At 68.7% G+C, this 19,918-nt stretch carries 15 protein-coding genes, 1 tRNA gene, 1 other RNA gene and 1 pseudogene; 10 read left to right on the top strand and 8 right to left on the bottom strand.

Features of this window, described 5'->3' with window-relative positions; translation table 11 throughout:
* Positions 1–56: 56 nt before the first annotated feature.
* Positions 57–2,060: a protein kinase domain-containing protein gene (locus tag POL67_RS00175; RefSeq protein WP_271914123.1), complete on the top strand. Its 2,004-nt coding sequence runs from the start codon at positions 57–59 to the stop codon at positions 2,058–2,060.
* Position 2,061: 1 nt separating this feature from the next.
* Here POL67_RS00175 and POL67_RS00170 read toward each other — a convergent pair whose 3' ends face one another.
* On the bottom strand, positions 2,062–3,363 hold the full coding sequence (locus POL67_RS00170; protein ID WP_271914121.1) for a DUF362 domain-containing protein: 1,302 nt from the start codon (positions 3,361–3,363) through the stop codon (positions 2,062–2,064).
* Between the two features lie 115 nt (positions 3,364–3,478).
* Between POL67_RS00170 and POL67_RS00165 the strand changes: the two genes are divergently transcribed.
* Both POL67_RS00165 and POL67_RS00160 read left to right on the top strand, forming a co-directional pair.
* Positions 3,479–3,561 (top strand) — tRNA-Leu (locus POL67_RS00165).
* A 74-nt stretch (positions 3,562–3,635) separates the two neighbouring features.
* Entirely contained in the window at positions 3,636–4,277 is a 642-nt protein-coding gene (locus POL67_RS00160) for a DciA family protein (RefSeq protein WP_271914119.1), read from the top strand.
* Here POL67_RS00160 and POL67_RS00155 read toward each other — a convergent pair.
* The 4 genes from POL67_RS00155 to purD form a co-directional block, all read right to left on the bottom strand.
* Positions 4,162–5,028: an FHA domain-containing protein gene (locus POL67_RS00155; RefSeq protein ID WP_271914116.1), complete on the bottom strand. Its 867-nt coding sequence runs from the start codon at positions 5,026–5,028 to the stop codon at positions 4,162–4,164. The two genes, POL67_RS00160 and POL67_RS00155, sit on opposite strands and share 116 nt — an antisense overlap.
* Positions 5,029–5,037: 9 nt before the next feature.
* On the bottom strand, positions 5,038–5,973 hold the full coding sequence (locus POL67_RS00150; RefSeq protein WP_271914114.1) for an FHA domain-containing protein: 936 nt from the start codon (positions 5,971–5,973) through the stop codon (positions 5,038–5,040).
* A 31-nt stretch (positions 5,974–6,004) separates the two neighbouring features.
* Positions 6,005–6,514: a hypothetical protein gene (locus tag POL67_RS00145; protein ID WP_271914113.1), complete on the bottom strand. Its 510-nt coding sequence runs from the start codon at positions 6,512–6,514 to the stop codon at positions 6,005–6,007.
* 69 nt (positions 6,515–6,583) lie between these two features.
* Positions 6,584–7,927: a phosphoribosylamine--glycine ligase gene (gene purD, locus POL67_RS00140; RefSeq protein WP_271914110.1), complete on the bottom strand. Its 1,344-nt coding sequence runs from the start codon at positions 7,925–7,927 to the stop codon at positions 6,584–6,586.
* 173 nt (positions 7,928–8,100) lie between these two features.
* Between purD and ffs the strand changes: the two genes are divergently transcribed.
* The 4 genes and pseudogenes from ffs to POL67_RS53395 all read left to right on the top strand — a co-directional run bounded on the left by ffs (position 8,101) and on the right by POL67_RS53395 (position 10,412).
* Positions 8,101–8,188: signal recognition particle sRNA small type (gene ffs, locus POL67_RS00135), an RNA gene on the top strand.
* A 65-nt stretch (positions 8,189–8,253) separates the two neighbouring features.
* The gene (locus tag POL67_RS00130) at positions 8,254–9,045 is read left to right on the top strand and encodes a hypothetical protein (protein ID WP_271914108.1); all 792 of its coding nucleotides are present in this window, start codon (positions 8,254–8,256) and stop codon (positions 9,043–9,045) included.
* A 64-nt stretch (positions 9,046–9,109) separates the two neighbouring features.
* A pseudogene (locus POL67_RS53400) lies at positions 9,110–9,757 on the top strand (TerC family protein); the annotation flags it as partial.
* A 109-nt stretch (positions 9,758–9,866) separates the two neighbouring features.
* The gene (locus tag POL67_RS53395) at positions 9,867–10,412 is read left to right on the top strand and encodes a hypothetical protein (RefSeq protein WP_271931047.1); all 546 of its coding nucleotides are present in this window, start codon (positions 9,867–9,869) and stop codon (positions 10,410–10,412) included.
* 34 nt (positions 10,413–10,446) lie between these two features.
* Here POL67_RS53395 and POL67_RS00115 read toward each other — a convergent pair whose 3' ends face one another.
* Positions 10,447–11,067 carry a DUF4360 domain-containing protein gene (locus POL67_RS00115; RefSeq protein WP_271914105.1) on the bottom strand — a complete coding sequence of 207 codons (621 nt, stop codon included), beginning with the start codon at positions 11,065–11,067 and terminating at the stop codon, positions 10,447–10,449.
* 210 nt (positions 11,068–11,277) lie between these two features.
* Between POL67_RS00115 and POL67_RS00110 the strand changes: the two genes are divergently transcribed.
* A complete protein-coding gene (locus POL67_RS00110) occupies positions 11,278–14,010 on the top strand; it encodes a phosphoenolpyruvate carboxylase (RefSeq protein ID WP_271914102.1) in 2,733 nt (910 codons plus the stop codon).
* Here POL67_RS00110 and POL67_RS00105 read toward each other — a convergent pair.
* Positions 14,007–14,765: a hypothetical protein gene (locus tag POL67_RS00105; protein ID WP_271914099.1), complete on the bottom strand. Its 759-nt coding sequence runs from the start codon at positions 14,763–14,765 to the stop codon at positions 14,007–14,009. The two genes, POL67_RS00110 and POL67_RS00105, sit on opposite strands and share 4 nt — an antisense overlap.
* A gap of 170 nt (positions 14,766–14,935) precedes the next feature.
* Entirely contained in the window at positions 14,936–15,337 is a 402-nt protein-coding gene (locus tag POL67_RS00100) for a DUF6184 family natural product biosynthesis lipoprotein (protein WP_271914097.1), read from the bottom strand.
* A gap of 161 nt (positions 15,338–15,498) precedes the next feature.
* On the opposite strand from POL67_RS00100, the gene POL67_RS00095 reads away from it, so the two are divergent.
* Together POL67_RS00095 and POL67_RS00090 are read left to right on the top strand one after the other, a co-directional pair.
* Positions 15,499–16,284 carry a sterol desaturase family protein gene (locus POL67_RS00095; protein ID WP_271914094.1) on the top strand — a complete coding sequence of 262 codons (786 nt, stop codon included), beginning with the start codon at positions 15,499–15,501 and terminating at the stop codon, positions 16,282–16,284.
* 97 nt (positions 16,285–16,381) lie between these two features.
* Complete coding sequence (locus tag POL67_RS00090) at positions 16,382–19,873, top strand: WD40 repeat domain-containing serine/threonine protein kinase (protein WP_271914091.1); 3,492 nt, start codon at positions 16,382–16,384, stop codon at positions 19,871–19,873.
* Positions 19,874–19,918 lie beyond the last annotated feature (45 nt).

Genomic DNA, 19,918 nt, shown 5'->3' with positions numbered 1-19,918 from the left:
CGCGAACGGCGCGTTGACGGCGCGAGGGGCCATCGGCTAGAGTCGGGAAAATCCTCATGTCCCACCGCCTCATCGCCGGCAAATACGAGCTCGTGCGGCAGATCGGGCGTGGGGCCATGGGCTACATCTGGGAGGCGCTCGATCTCCATCTGCGTCGGCGGGTGGCCCTCAAGCTCATGTCCCCGGACCACGTGGCCTCGACCACCGCGCGGACCCGCTTCGATCGGGAAGCGAAGGCGATTGCGCAGCTCAAGAATCAGCACGTGGTGCAGATCTACGATTACGGCATTGACGAGGGTTCGCCGTACATCGTGATGGAGCTCCTGGAAGGCGAGGACTTCGAGAGCCGGCTCGAACGGATCGAGCGTATGCCGCTCAGCGCGCTCGTGCCAATCGTGACGCAGGCAGCGATAGGCCTCGCGGCCGCGCACGCGAAGGGCATCGTGCACCGCGATTTCAAGCCCGCGAACGTATTCATGGCGCGCGGCGAGGCCGACGAGACGGTCAAGATCCTCGACTTCGGCGTGGTCTCGATGCTGACGAGCGAGGAGGACGCGACGGAGGACGAGCTTCAGCTCACCACGGCAGGCAGCATCGTGGGGACGCCGCTCTACATGAGCCCCGAGCAGATCCGCTGCGGCGCCGTGGATCTGCGGAGCGATCTGTGGTCGCTCGCAGTGCTCGCCTACCGCGCCCTGACGGGGCAGCACCCGTTCCCCGGGCAATGGCTGGGGATGCTGATGGTGCGCATTTGCACCGATCCGTTCCCGCCGCCTTCGACCTATTTGAAGGAGCTGACGCCGGAGGTAGATCGTTTCTTCGAGCGCGCGCTGGCGAAGGACCCGGACAAGCGCTTCCGCTCGGCGCGGGAATTCGCCAGCGCATTCGCGGCGCTCGCCGAGCGCAACCAGCCAGGGACGGCGAAGATCCTCGTCGTCGACGACGAGCCCGACGTCCCGCACCTCATCAAGCAGCGCTTTCGCCAGCAGATCAAGAAAGAGGTGTATGCCTTCGTCTTCGCGACGAACGGCGAGAGCGCGCTCGAAGAGCTGCGCAAGCACGGGGACATCGACGTCGTCCTGACCGACATCAACATGCCAGGCATGGATGGGCTCACGTTCCTTTCGCGCGTAGGCGACGTGAATCCGCTCGTCCGGACGATCATCGTCTCGGCCTACGGCGACATGAGCAACATCCGCACCGCGATGAACCGCGGCGCGTTCGATTTCCTGGTCAAACCGATCGATTTCAAGGATCTCGAGGTCACGATCGAGAAGACGCTGAAGCACGTGACGGAGCTGCGGACGAACGCCCGTTCGAGCGAAGAAAACAGCGTGCTGCGCATGTTCGTGAGCCCGAGCCTGGTCGACAGGCTGAGGTCGGCGTCGTCGTTCGCCGCGATCGATACCTGGCAAGGCACGGTGGTGTTCATCGACGTCGCGGGCTTCCACGCGAGCTCGAAGACGCAAGAGCCCAATGAACGCGTGCGTACGCTGAACGCGAATTTCGAGGTGATCGTGCCGGCCGTGACGAACCGCGGCGGCGTGGTCGACAAGTTCCTCGGTGACGCGGTGATGGCGACGTTCCGGGGCGATCATCACGTGACGCGCGCGCTCGAAGCGAGCCTCGACGTGCGAATGCAGCTCCGCACGCTGGCATTACGCGCCGGGCAGGATTCGCCGTTCGCGCTGGGCGTGTCGATCGGCGTGGCGACGGGGGACATGCTATCCGGCGAGATCGGGTCGAAGGCGTTCGGGCGGCTCGATTACACGATTCTCGGCGAGGTACCGCGCGCGGCGGCGATGCTCCAGGCCGCGGCCACGAGGAATCAGATCCTCATGAATCGAGGCGCGTTCGACGTGGCGAAAGATTCGTTCGATTGCGTGCCCGTTCACCCAACGATGAGCGAGCCGCTGGAAGCGTTCGAGCTCGTGCGTCGCGCGGGTGGAGAAACGATCGGCGGCAGGGGCGGGCCGAATTCAATGGCCGAAACGATCGACCTGACGGGCGGGCCGCCTGGGGGGAATGCGGCGACCGGGGGCGGGTCGCCGCTGATCTGATTCACGAATGCTGGCTGCGCGCCGCGTCGCGCTCCTGGCGCATGCGGCGGTGCTTGAGCTCGGGCGACTCGGCGACGGCCATGCCGATGAGGCGGAATGCCTCGAGGAAGTGCTTGAGGCCGATGCGGATGAGCTCGGGGCTGACCTCGCCGACGTCGGGATAACCGCGGCCCTCGGCGTCGGGCTGCACGTGGCCCCAGTTCGCGAAGAGGCGGCCCCACTCGCTCGCGAGGACGCGCTGCACGTTCTTCTGCGCGTACATCGGGTACCAGAACGCGTCGTGGTACGCGACGGACGCGACGTACGCCCACGGCGCGAGCCACGTCTTCAGCGACCACTCGACCGGCTTCTTCAGCGGGCCCCAGTAGATCCGGTGCTGGTTGCGCGAGGCGAAGGTCATCTCCTTGAACGGGCCCTGGAAGTCCCACTTGTCGTTCAAAGCATCGACGTCGCCGACGATCTCGATGTCGCGCACGTCGCCGCAGCCGAGGCCGAGGTCGTGCGCGAGGCGGACGAACTTGAGGTCACGCAGCGGATCGAAGCCCATGAGCTTGCCCGCGACCGCGTCGATCGCGACCTGATCGGCCGACGCGAGGATCACGTTCTTCACATGCGGGATCATGCAGCGCGGCCCCGGGCCGTCGCCGGCGAAGGTCCCGTCCATCACGGCGAAGACGCCGCGGTGGATCTTCTTCTGGATCATCAAAAGATCGACGAGCGTCTCGTGGATGACCGGGTGCGTCCAGTGGCGGTGCTCGTTCAAGAGGCCGCCGAACGCGTTCTTCATCGCGCCCGTCGTCGTCGTGAAGATGTGCGTCTTCACGGTGGGCAGGTGGATGATGTTCTCCCCGATGAAGCGCTTCGGGATGCTGAAGCCCTTCGGGTAGACCTCGTTCAAGCAGAGGAACTTCTTCGTCAGATCACCGACGGCGTCGCGCACGTCGATCCACGCCTCACCCTCGTAGAGGTGGACGTTGCGCAGGCCGTGGGCCTGGACGACGTCGATCTGCTTATTCTCGCGCTCGCCGAGGTGCGCGTCGATCACCACGGTGCGGTTGTGGCAGGCGTGGATCAGATCCTTCGCGTAGCCATCCCGCTGCATCGCGCGGATGACGCCTTCGAGCTGCCAGGGCACGGTGGACGAGCCCGGAAAGAAGAAATGCCAGGAGATGTTGACCTTGAGGGCCGTGTCCGCGTCCTTGGCGACGACGTCCTGGTAGCCCGCCAGGTTCATCAAGCGGTGGTAGTCCTCGAGGACGGTTCCGGGAGATGTCCGCAGGATCGCGACTTTCGACTTGCTCATCGAGACCTCGGCGACGGTCGGGTGTGCCTATAGCACGGGGGGACGCGTGGCCGCCGAGGCCGCCTCGGGCGTTGCAGATCGCCGCCAGGGTGGGTAGAGTCCGGGTCCAAGACGAGCCGAAGTGGCGGAATGGCAAACGCGGTGGATTCAAAATCCACTGTCCTCACGGGCTTGTGGGTTCGAGTCCCACCTTCGGTACCGAGTTCGTCGCTGCGTAGCAGGCAGACCAGCGCGAAGAGGCAAAGTTGAAGCGGGGAAGAGGGCGTTCGGGGATGGAGCCGCTCTTCGCGGTGCTCGCCCGCGAGCGCGGGATCACGCCGCCGTCGGACGCGTCGCGTTCTCCGGTCCGCGCACGTGACTGGGAAGCTGCTGTCGGCTCGCGCATCGCGGCGCGCGCGCGGCCCGTCAAGCTGGAGCGCGGCGTACTCCACGTGCGCGCGGCGAGCGCGACGTGGGCGCAGGAGCTCTCGATGCTGTGCGAGCCGATCCTGGAGCAGCTCAAGGCGCGCGGCGTCGCGGTCGAGTCGCTGCGCTTCCGCGTGGGCCCCGTGGACCCGCCCGAGCGCGCGAAGACGCGGAACGACGTGCGTACGGCGCCGCCTGCCGTGAAGCTGCCCGAGGTGCTCGCCGCGGAGATCGAGCACGTGGCCGATGAAGCGCTGCGCGAGGCGATCCGGCGCGCGGCGGCGAAGAACCTCGGCTGGCAACGCATGCGCACGAGCCGCAAGAGGACCACGGCGCCCGAGGCGCGCGTCGAGAGCGACGAGCGTGTCCCGCGCGCGCCCGAAGCGGAGACGGCTACGACGACGCGAGCCGCTCGAGGCCCTCGACCCGCTGCACGAGGAAGCGATCCGCAGGACCGAGCTGGGGCGCAATCTTCTGCAGTTCCGCGACGTACGCGCGGATCATCCTGATGTCGTAGCCCTTGGCCTTGCGCACGATCGTGTAGAGCTCGTCGATCACGGAGCCGGGCAGCGGCGCGCTGATCGTCGTGTAGAGATCGAAGACGTAGTCGATCCACGAGCCCTTCGCCGTCGCAGCGGCGAGGCGCGCGGCATAAAGCGCGGCGTACTCGGCGACGCCGCCCTTCGGACGCTGGCCCGTCTTGGCGCGCTTCAAGATGCCCTGCAGGAGCGAGGCGAGGATGCGCTCGGCCTCGTCGGCGCGGCCCATCGCGAGTGCCTTGTCCGCGACGCCGCAGAGCAGACGCACCGACTGGAAACGTCGCGACGTCTCCGATCGACCGCCGAGCCGGATGTCGACGTCGCCCTTCGAGTCGATCGCCGCAGCCTCGATGGAGGCATGGATCTCGGCGACCTGCATGCCGCCGATCGTCTGCATCGCGCGGCGATGCTCCTCGTCCGCGAGCGGGCTCGAGCGCGGCTCGTCGGTCTTGTAGATGATGATCTCCTGGTTGCCGATGCGGATCTTGTCGCCCGGCACGAGCTCGCGCGGACCTTCGATGCGCACGCCGTTGACGAGCACGCCGTTGCGGCTGCCGAGGTCCTTCGCGACGACGCCGTTCGAGCCGACGACGAGCGCGGCGTGCTTGCGCGACACGAGCGGATCATCGACCGCGAGCTGGCACTCGGGCCCGCGCCCGACGACGAACTCCCCGAACGGGAGCTCGAGGTCATGCGCGAGGTAACGGATCCTGAACGGCATGTCCGAACCTCACTTGAGCCCACCGAGGCGCTCGAGGCCCTCGATTCGTTGCTGCACGAACCGCTCGCTGGGACCGAAGCTCGAAGACCGGCTCCGCAACGACTCGGTGTATGCCCGCATCTTGCCCATGTCGAGCGTCTTGACCTTGCGCACCGCGGAGTAGAGCTCGTCGACGACCGTACCCGGGACGAGCTGATCGATGCGCGTGTAGAGCTCGAAGATGTAGTCGATCCAGATGCCCCTGCCCGTCGCCGAGGCGAGCTTCGCCGCATAGATGGCGGCCGTCGACGCGAGGTCGAGCGGAGGCTCTTTCCCGTCGCGCGCCTTCTGCAGCACGTCGTTCAACGAGCGCAGGAGGATCCGCTCCGCCTCCTCGGCGCGGCCCATCGCGAGCGCTTTGTCCGCGACGCTCCCGATGAGCGAGAGCGCGTTGACGTGCCGATCGGGCTGCACGTTCGCGGCCGCCACGATGTTCGCGCTGTTCACGCTCGGCGTCGGGGACGTGTTCTGCTGCGACGCGACGCCGGGCGTCGTGTAGTCGCTCCAGAAGTCCTCGCGCGTCTCGAAGCCCTCGTGGCCCGCCACGGTGGGCATGCGAGCCGAGCGCGCGGCGCTGCGCGGATGGCCGAACGCGATCGACTCGGGCACGCTCGAGAGGCCCTCCTCGGGGATGTTCTCGAGCACCATCTCCTGACCGCCGATGGTGATGTGATCACCGTGCGAGAGCTTCTGCGGTCCTTCGATCTTCGTGCCGTTCAAGCTCACGCCGTTGCGGCTGCCGAGGTCCTCGATCGTCACGCTGTCGCCGCGCACCGTGAGAAGCGCGTGCCTGCGTGACACCAGCGGATCGTCGAGGGCGAGCTGGCAGTCGGCGCTGCGGCCGATCACGAACTGGCCCAGCGGCACTTCGAGCTCGTGCGACAGATACCGCAGTCGGACCGCCATGTTCGAGCCATACCAATGGCGTAGAACGCCGTCAAAGCGGCTCTTTTCGGTCCGGCCGGCCGACCCACCGAAACCCGGGCCACGACCGGCCTGGGCCTTCCTCGGACAGAACCCTGAGGAGGAAGAGGAGCAGCCGCGGATGCGAGAGGAGCCCGTACATCGTGAGCTTCTCGTAAGTCATCGCACGCGCAACGTCCCACAATGTCGCACCGCCCTCCGGCGAACGTGTGAACACCTTCGGCAGGCGCAACCACCGGGAAAGACTAACGTTTGCGAGGCGCCGGAGGACGGCTTCGTCGCCGCAGAGGGTCACGGAGGGGATGCCCACGGTGCCGTCGTGGATCGTCAACCGCCCGTGATCGAAGCGCATCGTCAGCGTCTGCGTCGTGTCCTGCGCCACGACGAGCACGGAGCCACGGAGCGCCCGAAAATCCTGCATTTTCCGGGCGGAGTGGGCGACGTTCTGCCGGATCCGGTCGGCGAGCAGGATCGCGAGGGTGTTTTCTTCCGTGCCTTCGGCGAGGTCGATGATCGGGTCCACGGTACCGCTCGTCCCGGACCTAGCGCCCGGTGAGAGGAGCATGACGAAGGCGCGCCGCGCGGTCGAGCGCTACCGCGTACCGTCGAGCGCCGAGGCACCGATGTCGGTCCGGAAGTGCGCGCCCGCAAAGGAGATGCACCGCGCCGCCTCATAGGCGCGCTCCCGGGCCTCCAGGATCGAAGCCCCCACAGCCGTGACGGCGAGCACGCGCCCGCCCGCCGTGACGATCCCTTCGGCCGACCGCTTCGTGCCCGCATGATGCACGATCACGCCGGGCACCTTGGCCGCCTCGTCGAGACCGCGGATCACGTCCCCCGCGCGCGGCGTGCCCGGATAGCCGGCCGCCGCGAGCACCACGACAACCGCGCTCCGCCCTGGCGCGACCCGCACGGCCGTCGGATCGAGCTTGCCACGCGCGACCGACGCGCACATCGCGGCGAGGTCGCCGTCGAGCAACGCGACGAGCGCCTCGCACTCGGGATCCCCGAAGCGGACGTTGTGTTCGAGCAAGAGCGGATCACCCGCCGGGGTGATCATGAGCCCCGCGAAGAGCACGCCCCGGAAGGGCCGGCCCTCGGCGCGCATGCCGTCGATCGTCGGCCGCAAGATTTCCCGCTCGACCCGCGCGAGCAGCTCGGGCCCGACGTGCGGCGACGGCGCGAACACGCCCATGCCGCCCGTATTCGGGCCTCGGTCGCCGTCGAAGACACGCTTGTGATCCCGGGCGACGGGGAGCACGAGGAGCGACGTGCCATCGGTGACCGCGAGGACGCTCGCCTCCTCGCCGACGAGGGCCTCTTCGATCACGACCACGCGCCCCGCGTCCCCGAAACGACGCTCGACGAGCATCGCGCGCGCCGCCTCGATCGCCTCCGCCTCGGTCTGCGCCACGACGACGCCCTTGCCCGCGCAGAGGCCGTCGGCCTTCACCACCACGGGCGCGCCGCGCCGCCGGATCTCAGCCTCGGCGGCGGCCATGTCCGTCACGATCTCGAAGTCCGCCGTGGGGATCCGGTGCCGCGCGGCGAACTGCTTCATGAACGCCTTCGACCCTTCGAGCCGCGCTGCCTCCGCGCTCGGCCCGAAGACCCGGATCCCCGCCGCGTCGAGCGCGTCCGCCACGCCCGCGCAGAGCGGCCCTTCGGGGCCCACGATCACGAGGTCCACCGCTTCGCGCTGCGCGAGCGCGACGACGTCCGCGGGATCGAGCCGCGCGACCTCGATCGAGCGGATCGGCGCGGCGCCCGCCCCGCCTTCGTCCAGGGTGCCCGCGTTCCCCGGCGCCACGAGGACCTCGGCCGTCGTGCTCGACCGTGAAAGCGCTCTGGCCAGGGCGTGCTCTCGCGCGCCCGAGCCAAGCACGAGCACCCGCCGCCCCGACGACCGCTCCGATCCGGAAGCCCGCTGATTCACGGTGCGCCGGCTACCACGCGCCCCGACCTCGCGCGAACGAAAAGTGACCCCGCGCGCCAAACGAGCAGGGACATGCGCCCGCGCCCGGGACGCACCCCGAACTTTTTTCGGCCGGGCGCTCGACAGGCGCGTTTCGATGAAGTACGACTGTGGCCGTTCGGGACTCGTCCCGTTGTGGGTCCGCCGACAGCGCACTGTGAACCCCGCCAGGCCCGGAAGGGAGCAACGGTAGCAGGAAGCGGGTGTGGCGGGCCCTTTTCCCTTTTTGTCCACGGACATCCCGCGAGGGTTGCTCTCCCGACGCCTGGCCGTACGCTACGGGCGTCGTGGATTTTCTGTCCCCGGGCAACGACGAGCCGCGCGAAGGCCGGGTGTTCCGGTGGGTCGCGTTCATCGCGTCCGCCGCCCTCGTCGCAGCGGGCCTGCGGTTTGCCCTGCACGAACCGCTCGTCGCCGGCGCCGTGATCGGCATCGTCCTGGCGGCGTGGCTCGGCCGGTGGCTCTCGCGCAGGCGGCTCCGGCGCGTGCTGCGCTCGGGGGACGTGATCGCGGTCCTGCGAAGCTGGGCGGGCGCGCTCGAACGGATCCCCTACCCGGCCACGATGGGCCCGCTCATGGCGGCCACGGCGTTCGCCGCGTGCGGCTGGATCGACAAGGCGCGCGCTGCGCTCGCTGCCGCCGAGCGAGGGCCCGTGTGGGAAGCAGCGATCGAGCATCGCCTCTTCCTCGACACGCTCCTCCTCACGTTCGAGGGCGACCGCGACGCCGCGCTCGAAAAAGCCCGGCGCCTCGTGCGTTTGCCTCTGCCGCGTGGCGCGAGCGCGCTGCGGGATCGTGTCCTCGCCTTGCGCTCCGCGGCGTTCGCGCTCGCACGCGCATTCGCGCATCAGAGCGAACCCGGTGACGACGATTTGCTCGAACGGGCGAGCGAGAACAGCCCGCTCGTCTTCTGGGCCATGCGGTACGCAGCCGCCGTCATCGCGATCGACCGCGGCGACAACGACAAGGCCACGCGCTTGCTCGCTGACGCGCCGCCCTGGCCGGAGGAGTCGATCTTCCGCGCGTTCCACTTGGAGATCGAGGAGCGGGCGCGCCTCGCGCCGTCGGCTTGTTCGTGAACGAACGAGCCGCGCACGAGGTCGTTCGGCAGCCGAACGGCGGTCGTGCTAGAGCGAGCGCCTCATGAGCGGCCTCGAAGTCTTCAAGCATGCCGACAGCTGGGCGAGCCTCGCGACGCTCACGGGTCTCGAGGTCGTGCTCGGGATCGACAACATCGTCTTCCTCACGCTCACGACGAACAAACTGCCGGCAAAGCAGCAGCCCGCGGCGCGTTCGCTCGGCCTCGCGCTCGCGCTGTTCATGCGCCTCGGCCTGCTCTTCGGGCTGACGTGGGTGATGAGCTTGACGAGTGATCTTTTCTCGGTCCTCGGCCACGCGTTCTCCACACGCGACCTCATCCTGCTCGGCGGCGGCCTCTTCCTGATCGCGAAGAGCACGCACGAGATGTTCGAGCGCCTGGAGGTCGAGGGCGACAAGGACGGCAAGCCCGTCAAGCACATCTCGTTCGGCTTCGCGGTCGCGCAGATCGTCTTGCTCGACATCGTCTTCTCGCTCGACTCGGTCATCACCGCGGTCGGCATGGCGCAGCATCTGAGCATCATGGCCACGGCCGTGGTGATCGCCGTCTTCGTGATGCTCCTCTTCGCGGGAGCGATCGGCCGCTTCGTCAACCGTCACCCGAGCATGCGCATCCTCGCGTTGAGCTTCCTCCTGCTCATCGGCGTGCTGCTCGTGGCTGAGGGCATGCGCCAGCACATCAACAAGGGCTACGTCTACTTCGCCATGGCGTTCTCGCTCGGCGTCGAGCTCATCAACATGAAGCTGCGCGTGCGCAGCAGGCGCCCGTGGAGCTGCACAACCCGTACGAGGATCGCGCGCAGTGACCCGCGCTTCTCACCTCACCGCGCTCGCCGCTCTGATGCTCGCCCTCGTGGGTTGCCCCGAGGGCTCCGCCGTCGCGCAAAACAACGACGCAGGACCCCCCGTCGACGCAGGTGCCTCGGACGCACAGAGCACGACACCTTGGCACGCGTCGTCGTCCACGCCGTCGTCCCCACCTGCCGAGCCGAGCAGCGAGCATGCTTCGCTCGAGTTGCTTCAGCTCACGCTCACGTCCGACGTGCAGAAGAAGGAGCCCGTCGACACGCTCGACGTCGCACCTCCGGGGACGCGCGTCTACGCGCACCTCAAGCTGCGCAACCGCTCGCAGGACAAGCGCAAGGTGCATGTCGACTTCTTCGTGAACGGCAAGCTCCGCACGCCGCTCGACCTCACCGTCGAACCTTCGTGGTCGTTCCGCACGTGGGGCTACAACACGATGCAAGCCGGCGACACCGGCGAGCTCGAAGTGCGCGTGCTCGACGACGGCGGCACGACGCTCGCCACGGCGCGGCTGCCCATCAAGGCCAAGTCGAAGGCCAAGTAGGCGCCGCGCGCGTGGCGCGCCTTGCAGCAACCTGCTAGCCGCAGCGCCTCCAGTGCAGCCGGAGGACCTCGATGCCCCACGCGGGCGTGAGCCGGATGCGGCCCGCACCCGCGGGGTTTCCGAGCACGCTCACGTTCACGGCGGTGCGGATGTTGAGCGGCCGCGGAGCCCCGCACGGCGAGTACGGACCCACGGAGTCGGCCGGCTCGCGCACCACGAAGCGCTCGGCGAACGGCCCGCGCAGCGTCGTCTTCACCGGGTTCTCGCCGAGCTCCCCCGTGAAGTACCGCTCGACGCCGAACGTCGCGGTGACCCCCGCGTCGAGCTCCGCGGAGCCGCGATATCCGTACGCGTTCGTCACGGCGTACGAGTAGCCGGGCGTGTGATCGAGATCGAGGATCACTTGGCAAAACACGCGTTGCTCCGAGGGCGGCACGCCAGGCCCCGCGGAGGCCGAAAGCGCGCCGTCGACGAGGGCGATGTACTGACCGTCGCTCGCGACGATCGCCCGCACCGCACCCGACGGGCATCCGGTGCCGAGCGCCGTGACCGAGCGGAGAGACACCTCCGGCGGCGTCTCCGCCTTCGCAACGGCGGGCGCGACGAGCGCCGAGAGCCCGAGCCCAAACAACACCCGAGCCAACGTCTTTTTCATGGAATCCTCCCCCTGGGGCCCGCGCCCCGGTATCGACGTGGGCGGCGCACGCGCATGCGCGCCGGCCGTGAGCACCTCGAGTCGATCGAGCTCGACGGCAAGTCGATCCGCGCCGGACTCGTTCGCTCTGTTCGCCACGGATTCCCGGGGGAAAACGGATTCGCCCGTTCGCCGTCATCTTCGTCTTCAGCTCGGCGTACACTCCGCGCCATGAGCCGCGAGGTCGACGCTCCGCTCCGCTCCGACGTACGTTTCCTCGGTCGCCTGCTCGGCGAGGTGCTCGTCGAGCAAGAGGGCGAGGCGCTCTTCTCCGTGGAAGAGGTGATCCGCAAGCTCTCGATCCGCAGACGTCGAGGGCCTCGCACGGGCAGGGCCGAAGCGCAGAAGGAGCTCGTGCAGCTGCTCGAAGCGCTACCGATCGAGCAGGCCGAGCCCGTGCTTCGTGCCTTCGCGATGTACTTCCGCCTCGTCAACATCGCCGAGCAGCACCACCGCATCCGTCGCGCGCGCGCTCACGCGAGCAACCCGGGCGAACCGCCGCAGCGCGGCTCGCTCGCGGCCGCGATGATCACCGCGAAAAAAGCAGGCGTCTCGGCCGAGGCCATGCGCGAGGCGCTCGCGCGGCTCGAAGTCACACTCACGTTGACCGCGCATCCGACGGAGGCTGCGCGACGCACGGTGCTCGAAAAGCTCTACCGCATCGCGCGGCGCCTCGAAGAGCGCGACCGATGCCGGCTGCTCCCGCGCGAAGAGGAGGAAGCACGCGCGGCGATCCGCGAAGAGATCACCGTCCTCTGGCAGACGGACGAGGTGCGTCGAGAAAAACCGACCGTCGGCGACGAGGTCAAAAACGTCCTCTGGTACGTGGAGGAGATCCTTTGGGACCTCCTGCCCGAGCTGCCGCTGGAGCTCGTGCGCGCGTTCGAACGTGCGTACGGCGAGCCGCTCGCCGCACAGCCGATGCCGCTCCGGATCCACGCCTGGCCCGGCGGCGACATGGACGGCAATCCGAACGTCACGCCCGAGGTCGTCGAGGACGCGATTCGCGCGTATCGCGCGCGCGGCCTGCGTCGCTTGCTGGGGGCCGTGCGCGAGCTCGGCGGATCGCTCTCGCAGTCGGCGCGGCACGTGCGCGTGCCCGAAGCGCTGATCGCTTCGCTCGCGGACGACGCGGTGGCCATGCCGGGCGTGGCCGCGCAGGAGAGCGCGCAGACCGAGGGTGAGCCGTGGCGGCGCAAGCTGCGCTTCGTCGAGGCGCGGCTCGCGGCAGCGCTCGAAGCCGTGGAGACGGAGCGCCAGGTGGCGAGGCAACGCGCGCCGCGGGTCGGCAGCGTGCCGCCGCCGTCGCGGGCCCTCGCGAGCGCGATCGGAAGTCACGCCGAGCTCGGCGTCGCGTACCGCACGAGCGACGAGCTTCATCGCGACCTCCTGCTCGTCGCCGACACGCTGCACAAGGCGAACGCTTCGAACGCAGGAGAGATGCGGACGCGTGCGCTCGCCGAGCGGGTGCGTGTCCTCGGCCTATCGATCGCCGAACTCGAACTCCGCGCGCCCGCGGAGGACGCGACGGCCGCGGCAGCGTGGCTCGCGGGCGGCGGCGAGGAGACGCCCGGCGCCGCGCGCTTGCTCGCCGCGCTTCGCAAGCTCTCCGAGGCGCAGCGCCAGTACGGCGAGCGCTCGGCACGTACGTTGATCCTCTCCATGACCCAGCGCGCGGAGGACCTCCTCGCGGCGCTCACCCTGGCGCGAGCCGCGGGATTGTACGATGTCGACAAACAGGCCGTCACGGTCGACATCGTCCCGCTCTTCGAGACGCACGACGCGCTCGTCTCCGCGCCGACCATTCTGCGCACGCTGCTCGCGCACCCCGAGTATCGACGCCATCTCATGGCGCGCGGCGTGCAAGAGGTCATGGTCGGCTACAGCGATTCCGGCAAGGAAGTGGGGCTTTTGGCGGCGGCCTTCGCGCTCCGCAAAGCGCAATCCGAGCTGACGAAGGTCTCGCGCGAGGCGGGCATCGCGCTCCGGGTGTTTCACGGCCGCGGCGAATCCGTCGCGCGCGGCGGAGGGCCGGCGCAACAGGCCATTTTGGCGCTCCCCGCGGGGAGCGTGGCTGGGCGGTACAAGGCGACCGAGCAGGGCGAAGCGCTCGACCACAAATATGCGCGCCCCGAGCTCGCCCTGCGCACGCTCGAGCTCATGGTCGGCGGCGCCCTCTTGCATACTCTCGGCGCCGAGGAGCGCCCCTCCGAGGAAGACGAGCGTCGTTATGCGCAGGCCTTCGAAGAACTCGCCGAGGAGGGGCGGCGCGTCTATCGCGCGCTCGTCTGGGAAAACCCTCGTTTCGTCGATTTCTTCACCACGGCGACCCCGGTCGACGAGATCGCGCGATTGCCGATCGGCTCACGCCCGAGCAAACGCAAGGCCGGCGGCCTCGAAGCGCTCCGCGCGATCCCCTGGGTCTTCGGCTGGACGCAGAACCGCGCCATCCTTCCCGGCTGGTATGGTGTCGGCAGCGCGCTCGATGCGTTCGCCCGGCGCGAGGGCGGCGCCGAGCTGCTCGTCGAAATGACGAACCGGTGGCCGTTTTTCCGCACCGTGCTCGACAACGTGCAAATGGTGCTCGCGAAAAGCGACATGGAGATCGCCGCCCGGTATGCCGCGCTCGCCTCGCCTGCGACCCGCAAGGCCGTCTGGCCGCCCATCAAGGACGAGCACGCGCGCACGGTGGCGTGGATCAAACGACTCTTCGGCGTGAAGCGATTGCTCGACGGAAACCCCACGCTCCAGAGATCGATCGACCTCCGCAACCCGTACGTGGACCCGATGTCGTTCTTGCAGGTGGCGCTGCTTCGGCGGAAGCGGGCAGGGGACGCGTGTTGTGACCGGGCGATCCTGCTCTCCATCAACGGGATCGCCGCGGGAATGCGAAATACCGGCTAGAACAGGCGATTTCCGTCGAGATCGCAGCCCGGCTCGCCAGGCAGGCACTTGCCGCCCGTCTTCGGGCCCTCGTGCTGCTTGGGCACCGGCCCCTTTTGCACGGGGCGCGTCGCCGGGGCCTCGTTCGCTGCGCTCTTCGCCTCTTCGAGCTCGCGCGCCCGGCGCTTCTCCTCTTCGAGGCGCGCCGCGGTCTCGTCGAGCCGCTTTCCATTCGCGTCGAGCTTCGCGCGCAGCCGCGCCGCCTCCTCGCGCGTCGCCTCGACCTCGGCCGACTGGTTGGCCAGCGACGCGTCCTGGTCCGGCTTGATCTTGCCGAAATACAGGCCCATCCCGCCGCCGATCAGCGCCGCGGCGCCGAGCACGCTCGAGACCAGGGCGCGCTTCAGCTTCTTCTTCTTTTCATCCTCGCGCAGCGCTGCGAGCGCCCGCTCGTGCTCGTCGGCCTTGCGCATCATCTCCATGCGGGCCTGGGCCTCGACCTCGGCGCGCGCGCGCTCCACCTCCGCGAGCCGCAGCGCCTCGAGCCGCGCCGCCTCCTCGCGCCGGGCCGCCTCTTCCCGGGCGATTCGCTCGGCCTCGGCCTGCGCCTTTTGCTGCAGAGCCACGGCCTCGCGTCGGGCCGCCTCTTCTCGGGCGATTCGCTCGGCCTCGACCCGAGCCCGCGCGGCCTCTTCTTCTTCGCGCACGGCCTGCTCGTGCAGAGAAAGGAGCTGGTTCAGCGAAAAAAGGACGGAGTTGTCTCGCGTGGCGGCCATGGGGGAATGCCTCCCGATAGGGCAAAGGATCACGTCATCGACGGGCACCGCCGAGGGCGGCCATCACGTCGTGCGCAAGGATTGGACGCACATCCCCCATGGAACTTTGAACCCGCCCGGTAATTTTTTCGCCAGGTGGTCTGGTGTGCGCGGACCCCGCGAGGACGTCCTCAGTGGAGGCACATGTCGCTGGAGCGGCAGGCGGCCATCTGGGCGAGGGCGTCGAAGGCGGACTCGCAATTGGCCGTGTTGATCTCGTTCAGGCACTCCGAGAGCTCCTTCTGATCGACGCCCCCGGTGCATTCGTACAGGTTGATGTCCTTGCGCTCGGCTTGGCGCACGGACTGGATACACGCATCGCGGCTCGACCAGCGCTGCCCGGCGCCGATCTGGTTGCAGCGCACGGCGCGGTCGCAGCGCGCATCGGCCAGCGATTGCAGCGCGCGGGCGACGTCGCCGCGGGGCGACTCGCCGAGGGCGCGGTTCTCACGGCTGCAGGCGCCGAGCGCGACGCCGGTGCCGAGGACGACGAACAGAAGAGCGGGAGCGTATCGGGTGCGGATCTTCTTCATGCCGCGTCCGCGGTGCAATCGGGGCGCCAAGGGCGGACCGCGCGGGACGGCACGGGATGTAACGGACGGACGGCGCGAGGGGTCGGCGAGCGCGGACGAGTCGAGCGAGCCCAGCCACGGGATCTCTTGAATGCGCATCTATTCGCCGCTACGGGTGGAACATGCCCGACCTCCTTATCCAGGCCTCCTTGCCCGAGCTGGCCTTGATCGTGCTCGCCTTCTTCCTGGGTTTGACGATCTTCAACGTGCCGATCGGGTTCGCGCTCGAGCGCCTGCTGCCGCGCCGCCGCATTTTCGACGTGCCTCTCGCGGAGGGCCAGTACCGCTTCGAGCTCGTGGGCAACCTCGTCTTTCTCGCGGTCGCCGTGACGACGTTCACGGCCGTACTCTCCTCGGGCCTGGTGCGCTTCGGCGAGACCTCGCTCGTGCGGGACGGCCTCACGTTCTTCGCGATGGGCGCGGGCTTTCAGGTGTATTATTACTTCCTGCATCGGGCCATGCACCACCGCGCGCTCGTGCGGTTTCACCGGTGGCATCATCGCTCCCACGTGACGACGCCGCTCACGGGACAATCGATGAGCTTCGTCGAGTCGTGCGCCTGGATGATCGGGTATGCGGGGATGCCGCTCGTGATGTCGTACGTCGCGCCGATCGGCTTCTGGGGCTGGGCCGCTTATCTCGTGGTCAACATCGGCGGCAACATCGTCGGGCACGCGAACGTGGAGATCACGCGCTCGGTGACGGGCATCCGATGGCGCTCCATCAACGCGAACCCCTTCGTCTATCACGCGCTCCATCACGCCCGCTGGACAGGCCATTACAGCTTCCAGTCCGCGATCATGGATCGACTCTGCGGCACGGAATGGAAGGACTGGCCGGTCCTCCTCCGGCGCGTCATGGACGGCCAACCGCTCCGGAGCCTCAAGGAGCGCGCCGATCCGTCCTGACCCGCACGTCCTGGATCTACGGGCGGCAAGGAAAAAGCACGACCACGCCGCTCGGCTCCCCTGTGCCGGCCAAACGCAAATCGGATACTCTGCCCCCGTGCCGGCAAACCCTCCCCTCGACAGGCCCTCCATCGACGAGCTGGAGATCTCGGACGCGGAGATCGCCTCCTTCCGCAACGCGCCGCCACCTCCGCCGCCGCCGGCGACGCGCCCCGCGCTCACCCCCGCGTCGCTCCCGCTCGTCCAGCGCACGGCCTACGCCGTCAGCGGTGTCTTCGCCGAGGGCGGGATCGGCCGCATCATGAAGGCGCGTGATACGCGGCTCGACCGCACGGTCGCCATCAAGGAGCTGCTCTCCACGGACGCGGCCGAGGCCGAGCGCTTCGTGTACGAGGCGATCATCACGGCGCGCCTCCAGCATCCCTCGATCGTCCCCGTGCACGAGGCCGGCCGCTGGCCGACGGGCGAGCCGTTCTACGCGATGAAGCTCATCACGGGCAAACCCCTCGGCGACGTGATGAACGAGGCGCACACGCTCGAAGCGCGCCTCGCCCTGCTCCCGCACCTGCTCGCCGTGGCCGACGCGATGGCGTATGCGCATAGCCAGCGGATCGTCCATCGCGACCTCAAGCCGGCGAACGTCCTCGTCGGTCGGTTCGGCGAGACCGTGGTCATCGATTGGGGCCTCGCGAAGGACCTGAACGACGACTTCGCCGAGCCGCTCTCCGGCAAACCCCGGCCGCTGGCGTCCGAGGAGAAATCGGTCAGCAGGAGCGCGCATTTGACGTCCGTCGGCGCGATCATGGGCACGCCCGCGTACATGCCCCCGGAGCAGGCCATGGCCAAACCCGTGGACGAGCGCGCGGACGTGTATGCGATCGGCGCGCTGCTCTATCGCGCGCTCTCCGGCGTGGCCCCGTACGACGTCCCGGGTGGAGACGTGATCGACGTGGCCCTCAAGGTCCTCGAAGCGCCGCCCGTGCCGCTCGCCGAGCGGCAAAAAGGAATCCCCGAGGACCTGCTCGCCATCGTGGAGAAAGCGATGGCCCGCGACGCGGCGAAGCGATATCCGACGGCGAAGGAGCTGGCGGACGACCTGCGTCGTTTCCAGATGGGCCAGTTCGTCGCGGCACACACGTATTCGCGCGGCGAGATCGTCCGCCGCTTCATCAAGCGCCGCCGTACGCCGCTCCTCGTGGGCCTGGTCGGCGTCGTGGCCCTCTCGGTCGTCGGCATCTTGAGCCTCACGCGCATCATCCAGGAGCGCAATCGAGCGCAGGCGAACGAGATCGAGGCGCAGCAGCAAAAGGCCGAGGCCCAGGCGCAGCGCCTCGAAGCCCAGCAAAAGCAGGCCGAGGCCACGAAGCGCGCCGACGAGCTCACGATCTCGCAGGCCCGCGGCCTCATGGAGCGGGACCCGAGCCAGGCCATCGCGTGGTTGAAGACGCTCTCGCCGAACAGCCCGCGTTTCCCCGCCGCGCGCACCCTCGCCGCCGACGCGCTCGCACGCGGCATTGGAAAGGTCTTCCGGGCGCACAGCGGCGGCATCAATGCGGTCGCGGTCGCGCCCGACGGCCGCACCATTGCGACCGCAAGCGACGACCGAACCGTGCGGGTATGGGACCTCGAAACCGGCACGCACAAGGTCCTCTCCGGGCACGGCGACGAGGTCTGGGTCGCGGCATTTTCGCCTGACGGAAAGCTCCTCGCCACGGGCGGCAAGGACAAATCCGTGCGGATTTGGGACCTCGCGTCGGGCACCTCGCGTGTCCTCGCGGGCCACGAGCAATGGGTGACGAGCATCCGCTTCTCGGCGAACGGCCAATGGCTCACCTCGCAGGGCTTTGGCGACGGCGTCTTTCTCTGGAACGTCCCGGCGGGCACGGGAAAACGGGTCGCGGAGAACACCGGCGTCGAATTGAGCCGCGGCGCGGTCTTTTCGGGGGACGGCCGCACGCTCGTCCTCGTCGAAAAGGGCAAACTCGTCGTTTGGGACGTCGCGACGGACAACAGCCGCAGTTTCGGTGGCCAAACCTCGGTTTGCTCCAGCATCGCCGTCTCCAGCGACGGGATGTTCGTGGTCACGGGCGGCGTCGACGGCTCGATGCGGCTGTGGAACACCTCGAAAGGCGCGCTCCGCACGTTCCCCGGTCACACGAAGGAGGTCACGGCGCTCGCGTTCTTGCCGAATGGCACCGCGTTCGTCTCCGGCTCGAAGGACCGCGCGGTTCGTTATGCTGACCTCTCGAACGGCGCGACCCGGCTGCTCGGCCAGTATGGCGGCGAGATCAAAACGCTCGCGCTCTCGCCCGATGGCAGCCGCGTCGCCGCGGTGGGGCAGGACCGCAACGTGGTCTTGTGGGACGTCGGCAATGGCCAGCGCCGCACGCTCGGCGGCTTCCAGGATTGGCTCGGGCTCCACGGCGTCGCGTTCTCGCCGGATGGAAAGCGCCTCGCCGCGGCGGGCTTCGACCAGACGATGCGGGTGTGGGAGCTCGGCACGCAGATCGATCGTGTGGTCGGCGAGCACGACGGCGCAGCCACGACCGCGGCCTTCCTGCCTGATGGAAAACGCGTCGTTTCGGCGGCGGACGACGGCACGGTGCGCCTCTTCGACCTCGCCTCGGGCGCGCCGCAGATCGTCGATCGGCACAGCGGCAAGGTCAGCGATTTGCGGGTTTTTCCGGATGGAACCGCGATCGCCTCCGCCGGCGAGGACGGCGCCGTGCGTATTGCCTCGCTCTCGGGCCAACCCCCCAAGGTGCTCCGCGGCCATGCGGGGCGCGTCGCGCGTATCGCCATTGCGCCCGACGGAAAACACCTCGCCTCCGGCGGCGCCGACAAGAAGATCCGGCTTTGGAACGTCGCCTCCGGACAGGCCGAGGTCCTCTTCGAGCACGACAAACCCGTCGAGACGCTCGCGTTCTCGCCGGACGGCGCGGTCCTCGCCACGGGCAGCGCCGACAAGACCGTGCGCGTGTATCGATTCGCGACGAAAGAAGCAAAGACGCTCGGCACCTACGAGCGCCCGGTCCGCGCGGTCGCATTTTCGCCAGATGGAAAGACGCTCGCCTCGGGCAGCGCCGACCATACCATCGGGCTCTGGGACCTCGCGACCGGCCAGGGGCGGGTGATCGACGCGAGCGGCAATGGCGTCACGCAGATCGTGTTTTTCCCGGACGGCGCCACGTTCGCCTCGCTCGGCTCGGAGCCCTCCGTGCGGCTTTGGGAGACGGCGACGGGCAAACCCCGCGAGATCCTGCGCGGACACGGAAAAACCGTGGTGAGCATTTCCGTCTCCTCCGACGGAAAACGGATCGCCTCGGCGAGCCTCGACGGCAGCGCCCGCATCTGGGACCTGGAGAGCCACGAGGATCGACCGCTCGCCGGACACGCGGGCGGCGTTGCGTCGGTCGCCTTTTCGCCCGACGGTCGGGCGCTCGTCTCGACGGGCCAGGATCGGACGGTGCGGCTCTGGGGCGACGACCTGCCCGCGGACGAGACGGGCCTGCGGGCCTGGCTCGATGGGGCCACGAAGGACGTCGTGCACCTGGACGATCGCCCGGCGTCGCCCGAACCCACGCGCTGAGAAATCCCCCTTCCGCCTCGCCCCGGGAGCCCTAGCCTTATCGTG

It is taken from the genome of Polyangium mundeleinium (assembly GCF_028369105.1).
Lineage (GTDB): Bacteria > Myxococcota_A > Polyangia > Polyangiales > Polyangiaceae > Polyangium > Polyangium mundeleinium.
The sequence above is the reverse complement of the archived record's forward strand: the minus strand, read 5'-3'. Positions and strand labels throughout refer to the sequence as shown.

Coding starts and splice junctions, on each gene's coding strand:
- POL67_RS00105 (WP_271914099.1), bottom strand. CDS start 14,765: ATGGCCGCCACGCGAGACAACTCCGTCCTTTTTTCGCTGAACCAGCTC.
- POL67_RS00160 (WP_271914119.1), top strand. CDS start 3,636: ATGGAGCCGCTCTTCGCGGTGCTCGCCCGCGAGCGCGGGATCACGCCG.
- POL67_RS00095 (WP_271914094.1), top strand. CDS start 15,499: ATGCCCGACCTCCTTATCCAGGCCTCCTTGCCCGAGCTGGCCTTGATC.
- POL67_RS00100 (WP_271914097.1), bottom strand. CDS start 15,337: ATGAAGAAGATCCGCACCCGATACGCTCCCGCTCTTCTGTTCGTCGTC.
- POL67_RS00115 (WP_271914105.1), bottom strand. CDS start 11,067: ATGAAAAAGACGTTGGCTCGGGTGTTGTTTGGGCTCGGGCTCTCGGCG.
- POL67_RS00175 (WP_271914123.1), top strand. CDS start 57: ATGTCCCACCGCCTCATCGCCGGCAAATACGAGCTCGTGCGGCAGATC.
- POL67_RS00150 (WP_271914114.1), bottom strand. CDS start 5,973: ATGGCGGTCCGACTGCGGTATCTGTCGCACGAGCTCGAAGTGCCGCTG.
- POL67_RS00155 (WP_271914116.1), bottom strand. CDS start 5,028: ATGCCGTTCAGGATCCGTTACCTCGCGCATGACCTCGAGCTCCCGTTC.
- POL67_RS00110 (WP_271914102.1), top strand. CDS start 11,278: ATGAGCCGCGAGGTCGACGCTCCGCTCCGCTCCGACGTACGTTTCCTC.
- POL67_RS00170 (WP_271914121.1), bottom strand. CDS start 3,363: ATGAGCAAGTCGAAAGTCGCGATCCTGCGGACATCTCCCGGAACCGTC.